This is a genomic window from Corynebacterium falsenii (genome assembly GCF_020099275.1).
Classification (GTDB): domain Bacteria; phylum Actinomycetota; class Actinomycetes; order Mycobacteriales; family Mycobacteriaceae; genus Corynebacterium; species Corynebacterium falsenii.
Genome location: NZ_CP083646.1, coordinates 845,706 through 859,015, shown reverse-complemented (window position 1 = coordinate 859,015; position 13,310 = coordinate 845,706). Strand labels below are relative to the sequence as shown.

Sequence of the window (13,310 nt, the reverse complement as noted above, 5' to 3'; positions counted from 1 at the left end):
AATGAACACTCAGATTTTGTGCGCAAAGCTCAACTCGTGGTTCGCGGAACACGGTCGTGCACTACCGTGGCGCCATCCGGACACCACCCCGTGGGCCATCCTCGTCAGCGAAATCATGGCCCAGCAGACCCCGGTCGCCCGGGTCATCCCCCTGTGGGAGGCGTGGATGAAGCGCTGGCCGACACCGTCCGATCTCGCTGAGGCATCGAAGGCCGATGTCCTTACGATGTGGGCGAACTTGGGCTACCCCCGAAGGGCCCTGCGGTTGCAGTTGGCGGCTCAGGGCTGCGTCGAGCACCACAAAGGGCGTGTGCCGGAGACGGTCGCGGAGTTGGAAGCGCTGCCTGGGATCGGGGCCTACACCGCGCGAGCGGTGGCCGCGTTCGCGTTCGGTCAGGCTGTTCCCGTGGTGGATACCAACGTGCGCAGGGTGTATTCGCGCCTGGTCAAGGGCGCTTTTTTGGTCGGTCCGGCGCGGTCGGCGGACCTCGTGGACGTCGCGGATTTGTTGCCGTGGGTGGACCCCGATCCTTTTTTGATCCGACGCCACTACGCCGCCCACAATGCCGATCCCGCTGACCGCGACGCGGCCAACCTCATGTGTAGTTCACTCATGGAATTGGGCGCTTTGGTGTGCACGGCGCGGTCGCCGAAGTGCGACGAGTGCCCGCTGCGCGGTGAGTGCGCGTGGGTCCAGGCGGGCTGCCCCGCCCCCAGCGAGGCGGAGGCCAGCCAGGCGGCCCGGCGCGTGCAAAAGTTCGCCGGGACGGATCGGCAGGTGCGGGGCAAGGTGATGGCGCTGTTGCGGGAATCGCCGAATTCGCAGGTGGAGTGGGCACAGATCGCGGCGGTGTGGGCGGATCAGGCGCAGTTGGAGCGAGCCGTGCGCTCGCTGGTGGCCGATGAGCTGGTGGTGACTGTTGGGGAGGAGCCTCGGGGGTTGGCGCTCCCACGTTAGCAACACCCTGATTCTAAGTTAGAAACATACTGTTGCTAACATGTGGGTCGACGCAGCATACCTGCCGTCGACCTACCGATCTCCTTACCGATCTCCTTAAGAATTTCCAGGAAGCTTCATCATGTATCTAGCCTGGCGCGAGATTCTCTTTGCGCGCACGCGATTCCTCCTCATGGGTGCAGTCCTTGCGCTCATGTCTATGCTCGTGGTCATCATCTCTGGACTCACCGCCGGCCTCGTCAACGACGGTGTCTCGGGCCTCAAAGCCACCGACAGCGATGTGATTGCCTTCGCCAACGGAACACAAACGGACTCGGCTTTCACCCGCTCCGTCGTGGATGTCTCCGAGGCAGCCACGTTCTCCCACCTCGACAGCGTCGAGGAAGCCACCCCGCTGGGGCTGACGATCGCCAACGCCCACAACCAAAATGGCAAGGCCGTGGACCTCACCCTCTTGGGCGTCGTACCCGGATCCTTCGTGGCCCCGGAAGGCCTGCCGGCGATGAGCACCCAGCCGCACCCCAACGCCCCGACCCACACGAAACACGACATCATTGTGTCCTCCACACTGCAGGACGAAGGCATTGCCGTGGGCGATACCATCACGATCGACCGGCTGGACACGGCCCTGCACGTCATCGGATTCACCGACGGCCAGCGCACCTTCGGCCACGTCGACATGGCCTACCTGCCCCTCGACGTGTGGCAGGAGATCCGCGCTGGAGCGCGCAAGGGCGAAGCCGTGAACCCGGCTGCCTACACCGAAGCTTCGGTCATCGCGGCGCAGACCTCTGGCACGGCCGATACCTCTGCACTGTCCGAAGAATCCGGCCTCACCGTGCGCACCCTAGAGGAAAGCTTCCAGTCCTCCCCCGGCTACACGGCCGAGATGATGACGCTGTCCATGATCAAGTGGTTCCTCTACATCATCGCCGCTCTCGTCACCGGCGCGTTCTTCCTGGTCTGGACCATTCAGCGCGCGGGCAGCATCGCAACCCTGCGCGCCATGGGATCCACGAAGAAGTACCTGCTGCTCGATAGCCTCGGCCAGGCAGTGATCATTCTCGCGGCCTCCATCATCGTCGGCGCGCTCATCGCTGTGGGCCTGGGTAGCCTCCTGGAGACCACCGCGATGCCCTATGCCACCGAGCTGCAATCCGTCCTCGGCGGTAGCGTGATCCTCTTCGTCTCTGGCCTCATCGGCGCCCTGGTCGCCGTCTTCCGCGTCACCCGAGCCAACCCCCTTGCAGCCCTAGGAGAAAATCGATGAGCACCGCACTGGAACTAACGGACGTCTCTGTGACCTACACCGACGGCGATTCACATGTCACCGCACTCGGTAACGTCACCCTCGCCGTTAACCCCGGAGAATTCGTGGCCGTGGTGGGCCCCTCCGGCTCAGGAAAGTCCACGCTGCTGGCCGTCGCTGGTGCCCTCACCACACCGGATTCCGGCCGCGTGCGCATCGCGGGCGAGGACATCACCGAGCTCGATAGCGCCGGGCTGGCCCGCATCCGCCGCGAGCACATCGGCTTCGTCTTCCAATCATCGGGAAGCCTGCCGCCCGCGCTCACGGCTGAGCAACAGCTCGAGCTCGCCGCCCGCGTGGTGGGCAAGCGCGGCCGCTACTCCAACGCTGAGCTGTTGGAGAAGGTCGGCATGACCGAGCGGGCCAAGCACCGCCCCGGGAAGCTCTCCGGCGGCGAGCGGCAGCGGGTGGGCATCGCCCGAGCCCTCGTTGGCGATCCCCAGGTGCTGCTGGTCGATGAGCCCACCGCGGCCCTGGACCGCACCCGTTCGCAGGACATCGTGGCGCTGCTGGCCAGAGAGTGCCACGAGTTCAACGTCGCCGGCGTGATGGTCACGCACGATCACGACGTGCTGAGCCACTGCGACAAGGTCTACGAAATGGTCGACGGCCGCCTCAGACTGTTCGACTAGAAGTTCTGCTTCTTCCCCAGCTTCTCTAGACTCGAGCACATGCCGAAAATCACCGAAACAACCGTGGCGCAGCACCGCGCGGTACAGCACCGCGCGGTACTCGAGGCCGCGGAACGGTTGATCGTCGAAGGCCACGGCAAAGTCCCCACCGTCGGCGACATCGCCACCGAGGTCGGGCTCGCCCGCCCGAGCGTCTACCGGTACGTCTCCTCCCAGCACGACCTCATGGTGCAGCTCCTCTTGCTCTCCACGGAAGCGTGGAATGAGCGCCTGGAGCGCGAGGTCGCGGTGGCCCCGCCGGAGCCAACAGAACGCATCTGCGCCTACGTGGATGCCACCTTAGACCTGTTCATCCACGGCTCACACGGACCCCTGATGACCGCCGCCCAGAACTTCCCCGAAGCATTCGCCGAGGAGAAAGTGCAGCAATCGCACTCCGGGTTCAAGAAGATCCTGGCCGAGTTCTGCCCGGGCGTATCCCCCATGGACATGTCTCTGCTCAATGCCGCCATCATGCGCGCGGCCGAGGTCGCATCCACGCAAGAAGACATCGCGCGAGCGAAAGACACCCTCCACGCCATGGCCCAGGCAGTGGTCAGACTAAGCTAACGGGTGCTTTGACCACCTGCTGACCGTGTGCAGCGCAGCCGCTGACCAGCGCCACCCCCTTGCTGGCACCAGCGCCGCGTGCACCACTTGCTTGAGGAGATCCCTCCGCCGTGCCTTCCCGTGCATCCGCCGCGCCTACTTCTGGGCCTACTTCTGGAGCCACTTCTGGGCCCACCTCCGGCCCCCGCTCGAACATCATCACCACAGCCGCCGTGGGCCTCATGCTGTTTTCCATGTTCTTCGGCGCGGGCAATCTCATCTTCCCGCCGATGCTCGGCCTAGAGGCGGGCACGAACTTCTGGCCCGCGATCATCGGCTTCCTCGCCACGGGCGTGCTGCTACCCATCCTCACCGTCATCGCGGTGGCTATCTCGGGCTCCGGCGTGCGCGACCTCGCCGCCCGCGCCGGTAGCCTCTTCGGGCTGATCTTTTCGCTGGTGGTGTACCTCTCCATCGGCGCGTTCTACGGCGTGCCCCGCGCCGCAGCCATCGGCTACGAGCTGGGTGTAGAATCCACCTTCCACCTGGATGGCCCGTGGTGGCGCCTGGTCGGCACCGGAGTCTTCTTCGCCGTCGCGTTCGCGCTCACGCTCTGGCCCGGCAAAGTCGTGGATACCGTCGGGCGCATCCTCACCCCAGCTCTGCTGATCCTGCTGGTCGTGCTGGCCGTCTCGGCGTTCCGCAACCTCCACACCCCCATGCCGCAGCCCGCGGAGAAGTTCGCCGATGGCCCCTTCGTCGCCGGCATCCTGCAGGGCTATTTCACGATGGATTCCATCGCGGCACTGGCTTTTGCCCTCATTGTTGTCACCTCGTTTAGCAACCGCGGCGTCACCTCCCACCGGTCGGTCGTGCGCGTGACGATCCTCGCCTCCGCCATCGCGGGATTCTTCCTGTTGCTCGTCTACTTGGGCCTCGGCTACGTTGGCACGGCCATGCCGCAGGACCGCGACTACTCGGACGGCGCGGCCCTGCTCAGCCACGCCGCCGAACTGACGATGGGCACCACCGGCGAGGCCGTGTTCTCCCTCATCGTGCTGCTCGCTTGCCTCACCACCGTCATTGGCCTCACCGCCTCAACGTCCTCGTTCTTCCACGAGCTCGTCCCCCAGATCAGCTACCGGTGGTGGGCGTTGATCCTCGCGGTCGTTGGGCTGTTGCTGGCCAACCTCGGCCTGGAGCGCATTCTCGCGGTATCCGGGTCGATCATCGGGCTCATCTATCCGCCCGCCATCGCGCTGATCGCCATGACGTTTGTGCATCTGCTCCGCCGCGACATCGAGATGCCGCTGGCGTATCGCACCGCAGTGACGGTGGCGTTCGCGTTTTCCGTTCTTGATCTCGCGGCCTCGCTGGGCGCCCCGGTTGGTTCTCTTCTCGACGCCCTCAGCTGGATTCCTCTCCTCAGCCAAGGCATGGGGTGGCTAGTGCCCACCATCGTGCTGACGGCCATCGCCGTGGTGATTGATATTCGCCGTGCCGCAACGACTCAAGCCCCTTGCTGATTTTTACTAATCAGCAAGGGGCTTGGCGGGCTAGCCGGGCTTACCAGGCTAGCCAGGCCGGGAAGAGGGGCAGTTAGCTCTCCGGAACGTCGCTCTCGGCGGCGCTGACCACGGCCTCCTGGGCCTCGTCAGCCGGGGTTTCTTCCTCAACCTCGGGCAGCGGCTTGGGCTTGGAGCCGAAGACGAACTTCGCATCCTCGCCCTTGGAATCGCCGTCCCAGTTCTCCACGTCCACGGTGACGATCTCGCCGGCGCCGATCTCGCCGAACAGGATCTTCTCGGAGAGCTGATCCTCGATCTCGCGCTGGATCGTGCGGCGCAGCGGGCGGGCGCCGAGTACCGGGTCGAAGCCGCGCTTGGCCAGCAGGTTCTTGGCCTTGTCGGTGAGCTCCAGGCCCATGTCCTTCTGCGCCAGTGCCTTCTGCACGCGGCCGAGCAGCAGGTCCACCATCTGGACGATCTGCTCGCGGGTGAGCTGGTGAAAGACCACGATGTCGTCGATACGGTTGAGGAACTCTGGGCGGAAGTGCTTCTTCAGCTCGTCGTTGACCTTCTGCTTCATCCGCTCGTACTGGGTCTCGTCGCTGGCCTCGCCGGAGCTGGAGAAGCCCATGCCCACGGCCTTGGAGATGTCCCTGGTGCCCAGGTTCGAGGTGAAGATCAGCACGGTGTTCTTGAAGTCCACCATGCGACCCTGGCCGTCGGTGAGGCGACCATCCTCGAGGACCTGCAACAGGGTGTTGTAGATCTCCTGGTGAGCCTTCTCGATCTCATCGAACAGCACAACGGAGAACGGCTTGCGGCGGACCTTCTCGGTCAGCTGGCCACCCTCGTCGTAGCCGACGTATCCGGGAGGTGCACCGAACAGGCGGGATGCCGTGAAGCGGTCGTGGAACTCGCCCATGTCGATCTGGATGAGGGCATCGTCCTCGCCGAAGAGGAACTCCGCCAGAGCCTTGGACAGCTCCGTCTTACCCACACCGGACGGGCCCGCGAAGATGAACGAACCGGAGGGACGCTTCGGGTCCTTCAGGCCCGCACGGGTACGGCGAATGGCGCGGGAAACAGCCTTGACGGCGTCGTCCTGACCAATGATGCGCTTGTGCAGCTCGTCCTCCATGCGCAGCAGGCGGGAAGACTCTTCCTCAGTGAGCTTGAACACGGGGATGCCGGTCCAGTTGCCCATGACCTCGGCGATCTGCTCCTCGCCAACCTCAGCGACCTCGTCGAGCTCGCCGGCACGCCATGCCTTCTCCTTCTCAGCACGCTCCTCGGTGAGCTTGCGCTCATCGTCGCGCAGCGCTGCTGCCTTCTCGAAGTCCTGATCGTCGATGGCCGCTTCCTTCTTGCGACGCACCTGGGCGATCTTGTCATCCACATCCTGGATGGACTTCGGAGCCGTCATCCGCTTGATGCGCATGCGAGCACCGGCCTCATCGATGAGGTCCACGGCCTTATCCGGCAGGAAGCGATCGTTGATGTAACGATCCGCCAGCTGGGCGGCGGCAGCCAGGGCACCGTCGGTGATGGATACGCGGTGGTGAGCCTCGTAACGGTCGCGCAGACCCTTAAGGATCTCGATGGTCATGTCCACGCTCGGCTCAGGAACCTGAACCGGCTGGAAACGACGCTCCAGGGCGGCATCCTTCTCAATGTGCTTGCGGTACTCATCGAGGGTGGTGGCACCGATGGTCTGCAGCTCACCGCGGGCCAGCTTGGGCTTGAGGATGGAGGCTGCGTCGATAGCGCCTTCTGCGGCACCTGCGCCGACGAGGGTGTGGATCTCGTCGATGAACAGGATGATGTCTCCGCGCTGGTTAATCTCCTTGAGCACCTTCTTCAGGCGCTCCTCGAAGTCACCGCGGTAGCGGGAACCGGCGACCAGGGAACCCAGGTCCAGGCTGTAGAGCTGCTTATCCTTCAACGTCTCCGGCACCTTGCCGTTGACGATGTCCAGGGCCAGGCCCTCGACCACGGCGGTCTTACCCACGCCGGGCTCACCGATCAGAACGGGGTTGTTCTTGGTACGGCGAGACAGCACCTGCATGACGCGCTCGATTTCCTTCTCGCGCCCCACAACGGGATCCAGCTTGCCGTCCTTGGCAGCTTGGGTGAGGTTGCGGCCGAACTGGTCAAGCACCAACGAGTTGGACTTCTGCCCCGGCTTCGGGCCAGAAGCGTTGTCCGAGCCGGAGCCAACACCAGCGGTGGCGGGCTCTTCGCCCGCGGACTCCTGCTCGCCGCCTTCGTAACCGCTCAGCAGCTGGATAACCTGCTGGCGCACGCGCGACAGATCCGCGCCCAGCTTCACGAGAACCTGAGCTGCAACGCCCTCGCCCTCGCGGATAAGGCCGAGCAGGATGTGCTCAGTGCCGATGTACTTGTGGCCCAGCTGCAGCGCCTCGCGCAGAGCCAGCTCGAGGACCTTCTTGGCCCGCGGGGTAAAGGGAATGTAGCCACTCGGCGGGTGACCGCCGGTGCCAATAATGTCCTTAACCTCGGTGCGCACAGCATCCAGGGAGATGCCCATGGATTCCAGGGCCTTGGCTGCAACACCCTCTCCCTCCTGGATGAGACCCAGCAGGATGTGTTCCGTGCCGATGTAGTTGTGATTCAGCGCGCGAGCTTCCTCCTGCGCCAGGACCACAACGCGCCGAGCGCGGTCGGTGAACCTCTCAAACATGGTGCTTCTCCCTTATAAATCTTGGTTGGTGTGCTTACCGTTCAGGGTTTCGCTTGGGGTTAGTGGTGCCCACCTTAGTGCGGTGGATGGACAACTCCCATTGCCTTCGACTACAGCAACCGCCGTTATCCCTTTATTCCCCACCCTCACAACGCCCCACCACCACCAAAACCCCAGCTCACAACGCATTTTCCGACCCCGATCGTGCCCTGTACGCCTTCAGCGAACACCCGCCCGCTATTTTTGGATAACTATTTATTTTGTTTTGGCACTGAGGTGATTGTGAGCGAGTAACGTGACGCCCATCACCACCTACTCTGATCTCCCCAAGGAGTACGCCATGTCCCCCGCCCACCAGCAGCCCAAGCTCACGCTCGCCCAGCAGGCCTCCAACGCCCGCAACCTCGTCGCCGGTGCCGTGCCGCTCGTGAAATCGGGAGTCCTGGGCGGCATGACCCCCGCCGCCGCGAGCAAGGCCCTGCAGGGGATGTATCAATGGCGCCTCCTCCCCGCCGGCTTACTCGCCATCGGCGCTGGCCGCGACCCGTTCCACACCGCCATCATCGACGACGCCGGGTCCATGACCTACGAGGAGCTCCACGAACAGACCAATAGCCTCGCCCGCGCCCTGTTCCGCACCGGCATCCGCGAACGCGACCGCATCGGCGTGCTGTGCCGCAATCACCGCGGCCTCATCCTTGCCCTCTGCGCCCACGGCAGGCTGGGCACGGACATCGTCTTCTTCAACACCGGAGCTTCGGCGGAGCAGACCCGTGCCATCGCCAACGAGCAGAAGCTCGACGTGCTGTTTATTGACGAAGAGTTCCTCCCCCTCCTTCCCAAGGATTTCGACGCCTGCCCAGTGATCATCGCCTGGGAGAACGGCGACACCCTCGGACTGACCAGAGACGCGGAGGCCGCGCTAGACGCCCCCTCGAATGTGCGCGACGCCATTGACAGCGGGGACTTCGCCGAGCGCAGCCCGGACTGGGCCACCCTCCAGGAGATCATCAGCACCACCCCGGACCACCTGACGATCCCATCGCGGCCCCGGATGGGGCGGACAATCATTCTCACCTCCGGCACCACGGGCACCCCCAAGGGCGCCCGGCGCCCGGAACCGAGGACCTACATGCCGGCGTCGTCGATCATGAGCAGAATTCCACTCAAACACCACCGGCCAGTGTTCTTGGCGGCCCCGATGTTCCACACCTGGGGTTTCGCGCAGATCCAGCTGGCACTCGCCCTGCGCAACACCATGATTCTGCAGCGCCGTTTTAGCCCCAAGGCCGCGGTCAAGGTGATTGAGAAGAACAAGCCGTACACCATCGCGATGGTGCCCACGATGCTGCGCAAGCTGCTGGAAGCAATCCCGGAGGGGTTCAACCCGGGCACGAAGATCATCGCCACGTCCGGCGAGGCCCTGCCACCGAAGGTCATCCGCGACACACAGGAGAAATTCGGCGACGTGCTCTACAATCTCTACGGTTCCACGGAGGTTAGCTGGGCTTCCATCGCCACCCCGCAGGAGCTGCGCGACCATCCCCGCACCGCTGGCAAGCCACCGCTGGCCACCACGCTGAAGATCATCGACGACGATGGAAACGAGCTCCCCGAGGGTCAGATCGGGCGCATCTTCGTGAAAAACGACATGCTCTTCGAGGGCTACACCCGGCCCGGCGCGGACAAGGACACCATCGACGGCATGGTGGCCACCGGCGACCTCGGCTACTACGAAGACGGCCTGCTCTACGTCTCTGGCCGCAGCGACGACATGATCGTCTCCGGCGGCGAGAACGTTTTCCCCCAAGAGACAGAAGACGTTCTCACCAGCATGGACGAGGTCGCCGAGGCCGCTGTGCGCGGCGTGGAGGATCCGGACTTCGGCCAAGCCCTCTGCGCCTGGGTGGTGCTGGACGGCAGCGCCTCCGGCGGTCGCAGCAGCGCTGACCTCAGCGATGCGGACAAGGATGAATTCATCGATACAGCGAAGGCAGCGGTGAAAAAGAAGCTCGCACGTCACTCCGTGCCCCGTTACTTCGTGTTCCTCGACGCGCTGCCCCGCAACGCCGTGGGCAAGGTCGTGCCGCGCGAGCTCCCCCAGCCCTAGCCTCCCCTTGCAGCCTTATTGGCAGCGGGCGGAATCGGCCTGGTTCCACGCCGATTCGGGCAGGATGGTGCGCGCGCTGAGCAGCTCCACGCCCGTCACGTGCCCCTGGTCATCCACGTGGAGGTTAACCTGACCGGCAATCTTGGGATTCGGCGGCACCCCGATGATCTCGGAGGTGTTGTCAGGGACCCTCCCGACCGGGATAAACGCCGAGTCCGAGGCCTTATCGACCTGCCACGCTTATGCCCCTTCTGGATAATGGTCAGCATGAGCTCCCCCAACTCGCCCCACTCGCCCCGCCCATCGCGCCCGTCGCGCCCGCGCGTCCTCTCCATCGCCGGCACCGATCCCACCGGCGGGGCCGGCGCCCAAGCCGACCTCAAATCCATCATGGCCGCGGGCGGCTACGGCATGTCCGTCATCACCGCCCTCGTCGCCCAAAACACCCGGGGTGTGCGGAGCATCCACACGCCACCGCAGGATTTCCTCCGTGACCAGCTGGATTGTGTTTTTAGCGATGTTCACGTCGACGCCACCAAGATCGGCATGCTCGGAGATGCCACCACGATCCGCACAGTCCGTACCTTCCTGGAACAGCACCCCGTGCCGGTTCTCGTCATCGACCCGGTGACCATTGCCAGCAGCGGCGATCGCCTCCTGGAGCCCGAGGCCGAAGATGAACTGCGGGCATTCGCACACCTCGCCACGGTGCTGACCCCCAATATCCCCGAGCTAGCGCTGATGACGGAAACACCAGAGGCGACGAGTGCGGAGGAGGCTGTGGGCGTCGCCAAGAAATGGGCGAAAGAAACCAACGCCACCGTGATCGTGAAGATGGGGCACCTGACCGGGCCCGAGGCGGGCAACGTGGCGGTCATGCCGGACGGGCGCACGCACGCGGTGCAGGCCGAGCGGGTGGAGACGAAGAATACGCACGGCACGGGGTGCTCGCTGTCCAGCGCGCTGGCGACCCGGCTGGGGGCAGGCGAAAGCATCGACGAGGCGCTGGAGTGGACCACGCGCTGGCTCAATGCGGCGATCCGCGCGGCCGACGACCTGCAGGTGGGCGAGGAGCACGGACCGGTCGACCACGGTGTGTGGTTGGGCTCCGGCGGTGCCGTTCATGATGCGCTGAAGGACTAGGTTCCGGGAGGCGCATCGCCGGTCATGACGACCTTGCCTTTCTGGTCGTCCCAATCAAACTGGGCGTAAGTTTCGCCAGAGCGCTCAGCATTGGATTCTCCCGGCTTGGGCCAGTGGAAGACCACCGAAATTAGACTGTCGCTTTCTCGTGTAACGGTTGGCCCAAAGCCAAACGCCTTCTTCGTAGCCGTCCCCAGATACTGCCCGTTGTGGAACAACATGATCTGATACGGCGACGATGCGGTGGCACCTTCAATGGAGATGACAATATATGACAGGGCTGCGCAATCGTCGTAGCCCTCAGGTGACGCCCAAGTAGTGGCCCATGGCCAGTCGGGGCGATAGCGAGGAACCCGATCAACCCACTTGTTCAATGCTTGCTGGGCTGTGAGGCCGGAGCACTGCGGCCAATTCCGGGGATCGTCTGGATCCGCAGAGTCGTGGGAGCTTTCCGCCGTCGTCGGAACAGTGGGTCGTGGCCGAGACGCAGCGTTTTCAGTGGGCTGTGCCTTCGTCTCGGAAGGCTGGGCACTCGTCATCGAAGTGGCCCCAGCGTCTATCGGCTTTTCTGATTCATTCTGAGAACAAGCCACCAAACCGAAGGTAGGCAGCATGAACATTACTGCTGCCAAGGACAACCGTGCGCGGCGACGAACCCCGCCGCTCGCCATGTGCGTTTTCACAACAGGAGCTCCTTCACCACAATGAAATCTTCCTTTTTCCATGAGGGGCATTGCCCCTAGGCGACGGGCTCGGGGGTCAAGCGTGCACGACGCCGCCCCATGAGATAGCGAATATTCCACACCAGCTGAAGGAACACGAGCATGGCCACCGTATTGACGAAAGCAAACCCGGTAACGGCGATGACGGTCGTCATTTGGTCGACCGCTTCCACTAGAGGGTCGAGTAAACCACTCCCGCTCGAGGAACGCGACGAGGAGCTGTCCCCACCACTCGTGAGCACAATCAGCAGGAGATAGAGCCAGCCTAGGAAGATCCAGCCCCACCCCAGTGCCCACATCAGCGACGAGCTCCGCGAACGGTGCTCGGTGATTGCGAACTTGGAGAAGTCGATATTGACACTCACACCAGTGCTCGGAACGGCCTGTGAACTGGCCGTCGTAGTGGAAGAAGGAGCGGCAGCTTGCGTCTGGTAGGACTGCTCCCAAGGATGAGACTGCTCAGTGCCCTGTGCGTAGGAACTTGCGTCGCTGGTCGACTCCGTCACTGAACTCGCAATCTCGCGAAGCCTACGAACGCCCAGGGTCGTCACCGTGGGATCACTAAGTTCACGGTCGTAGACTTTCCGAGCCTCCGGAGAGCCAAGGATCGTGCGCAAAGTCTGGAGCTTATCCATCTCCGCGTTATCGGTGGGCGACACGTGGGAAAGCTTCTCCGAAATTCGGCTCTTAAGCTCGCCGCACTCGAGACTGCGGCTTAAACCTAGGTCCTCGTACGCATCGTATTTCGACGGTTGATTGTGGGATTGTGAACTGGTGTCCACGGCGTTTCCTTTCTAGTAAAAGCGTGCCCTGTGGCGTCTGGCATTGCCAAGCAGGTGTCAACAAAAACGAATCGGCAGAGGGTTCAACTCAGCCACATGGACTAGTGAAGTCTCCCTCCACGTTGAGGGTTCGCGGGTTCCCTCCTCGTTGGGCTGCAGTCCTGCACAGAGCAGAACGATCGTCACCGAAGTCGAGGTAAATCGGATAAACATCGGCACCGTCCACGTGGCCGCGCAAAGACGGGCAATGTTCGGGGCGCAGCACACTGGCATCCGGGTTCCGGTTGAGAGCATCCTGAACCAGCTGATTTGCATCATCACCAGGCTTCACGAGCACAGATTCAAGAATGAGAATGTTCCGCCCATCGCATCCCGGCGACCCCTGATTCGGAAGACTTCGAGGAACCGAACTACGAGACGCAGCTGACGACTCCGTTTCACACAGAAGAAGTTCCGACGACATGGATTGCGGAGCGCCGATCCGATTCAGCCTCTTCGCGTCATAGCACGCAAAACCATTGACGTTCCGGGCTGGCGTAATGGTCTCCCATGTGCTCCCATTCCACCGAAGAAGAACGTTCATATCCGTGCTCTTCGCCCCTGCGCGCATCCATTTCCCGTCACATTGGAATATCGCGTTGATCTCACCATGTGCGGAGTTCCTATGGAGGGCATCGAGCGTGCAGTTGTTCTGCTCGCCAGGGGCCGCAGATTCGTCCACACTCGGCGATGTACTGTTCGACGCCGATGGTTGCGTTGACTGCGACGCCGATGAAGACGAAGACGTCGTTGATCCAGACGCAACATCATCACCGTCACTTCGACCTGTTGCGTAGACAACTCCCGAAATTGCAAGC

General features: G+C 63.3%; 10 protein-coding genes and 1 pseudogene. 7 read left to right on the top strand and 4 right to left on the bottom strand.

Features of this window, described 5'->3' with window-relative positions:
• Nucleotide 1 precedes the first annotated feature (1 nt).
• The 5 genes from LA343_RS03825 to brnQ all read left to right on the top strand — a co-directional run bounded on the left by LA343_RS03825 (nucleotide 2) and on the right by brnQ (nucleotide 5,013).
• Nucleotides 2–958, top strand: coding sequence for an HhH-GPD family protein (locus tag LA343_RS03825; protein WP_025402041.1), 957 nt, complete (start codon nucleotides 2–4; stop codon nucleotides 956–958).
• Nucleotides 959–1,079: 121 nt separating this feature from the next.
• Nucleotides 1,080–2,228, top strand: a complete 1,149-nt coding sequence (locus LA343_RS03820) for an ABC transporter permease (RefSeq protein WP_025402040.1) — start codon at nucleotides 1,080–1,082, stop codon at nucleotides 2,226–2,228.
• Nucleotides 2,225–2,899: an ABC transporter ATP-binding protein gene (locus LA343_RS03815; protein WP_025402039.1), complete on the top strand. Its 675-nt coding sequence runs from the start codon at nucleotides 2,225–2,227 to the stop codon at nucleotides 2,897–2,899. The genes LA343_RS03820 and LA343_RS03815 overlap by 4 nt, the downstream gene beginning before the upstream one ends.
• Nucleotides 2,900–2,938: 39 nt before the next feature.
• Complete coding sequence (locus tag LA343_RS03810; protein WP_025402038.1) at nucleotides 2,939–3,508, top strand: TetR/AcrR family transcriptional regulator; 570 nt, start codon at nucleotides 2,939–2,941, stop codon at nucleotides 3,506–3,508.
• A 110-nt stretch (nucleotides 3,509–3,618) separates the two neighbouring features.
• The gene (gene brnQ / locus LA343_RS03805; protein ID WP_025402037.1) at nucleotides 3,619–5,013 is read left to right on the top strand and encodes a branched-chain amino acid transport system II carrier protein; all 1,395 of its coding nucleotides are present in this window, start codon (nucleotides 3,619–3,621) and stop codon (nucleotides 5,011–5,013) included.
• Nucleotides 5,014–5,086: 73 nt separating this feature from the next.
• On the opposite strand, the gene LA343_RS03800 is transcribed toward brnQ, so the two are convergent.
• Complete coding sequence (locus LA343_RS03800) at nucleotides 5,087–7,696, bottom strand: ATP-dependent Clp protease ATP-binding subunit (RefSeq protein ID WP_025402036.1); 2,610 nt, start codon at nucleotides 7,694–7,696, stop codon at nucleotides 5,087–5,089.
• A 340-nt stretch (nucleotides 7,697–8,036) separates the two neighbouring features.
• Here LA343_RS03800 and LA343_RS03795 point away from each other — a divergent pair, with 340 nt between their 5' ends.
• Nucleotides 8,037–9,806, top strand: coding sequence for an AMP-binding protein (locus LA343_RS03795; RefSeq protein ID WP_025402035.1), 1,770 nt, complete (start codon nucleotides 8,037–8,039; stop codon nucleotides 9,804–9,806).
• A 15-nt stretch (nucleotides 9,807–9,821) separates the two neighbouring features.
• On the opposite strand, the gene LA343_RS03790 is transcribed toward LA343_RS03795, so the two are convergent.
• The gene (locus LA343_RS03790) at nucleotides 9,822–9,965 is read right to left on the bottom strand and encodes a DUF2283 domain-containing protein (protein ID WP_396021871.1); all 144 of its coding nucleotides are present in this window, start codon (nucleotides 9,963–9,965) and stop codon (nucleotides 9,822–9,824) included.
• Nucleotides 9,966–10,064: 99 nt separating this feature from the next.
• On the opposite strand from LA343_RS03790, the pseudogene thiD reads away from it, so the two are divergent.
• Nucleotides 10,065–10,898: pseudogene (gene thiD / locus LA343_RS03785) on the top strand (bifunctional hydroxymethylpyrimidine kinase/phosphomethylpyrimidine kinase); the annotation flags it as partial.
• 47 nt (nucleotides 10,899–10,945) lie between these two features.
• Here the strand turns inward: thiD and LA343_RS03780 are convergent.
• Both LA343_RS03780 and LA343_RS03775 read right to left on the bottom strand, forming a co-directional pair.
• Nucleotides 10,946–11,323, bottom strand: coding sequence for an LppP/LprE family lipoprotein (locus LA343_RS03780; protein ID WP_039911114.1), 378 nt, complete (start codon nucleotides 11,321–11,323; stop codon nucleotides 10,946–10,948).
• A gap of 365 nt (nucleotides 11,324–11,688) precedes the next feature.
• Nucleotides 11,689–12,453, bottom strand: coding sequence for a hypothetical protein (locus LA343_RS03775; protein ID WP_025402032.1), 765 nt, complete (start codon nucleotides 12,451–12,453; stop codon nucleotides 11,689–11,691).
• Between the last annotated feature and the right edge of the window lie 857 nt (nucleotides 12,454–13,310).

Bases quoted from the DNA above. Each gene is read 5' to 3' on its own strand.
- LA343_RS03795 (WP_025402035.1), top strand. From the start codon at position 8,037: ATGTCCCCCGCCCACCAGCAGCCCAAGCTCACGCTCGCCCAGCAGGCC.
- LA343_RS03820 (WP_025402040.1), top strand. From the start codon at position 1,080: ATGTATCTAGCCTGGCGCGAGATTCTCTTTGCGCGCACGCGATTCCTC.
- LA343_RS03815 (WP_025402039.1), top strand. From the start codon at position 2,225: ATGAGCACCGCACTGGAACTAACGGACGTCTCTGTGACCTACACCGAC.
- LA343_RS03800 (WP_025402036.1), bottom strand. From the start codon at position 7,696: ATGTTTGAGAGGTTCACCGACCGCGCTCGGCGCGTTGTGGTCCTGGCG.
- LA343_RS03810 (WP_025402038.1), top strand. From the start codon at position 2,939: ATGCCGAAAATCACCGAAACAACCGTGGCGCAGCACCGCGCGGTACAG.
- LA343_RS03825 (WP_025402041.1), top strand. From the start codon at position 2: ATGAACACTCAGATTTTGTGCGCAAAGCTCAACTCGTGGTTCGCGGAA.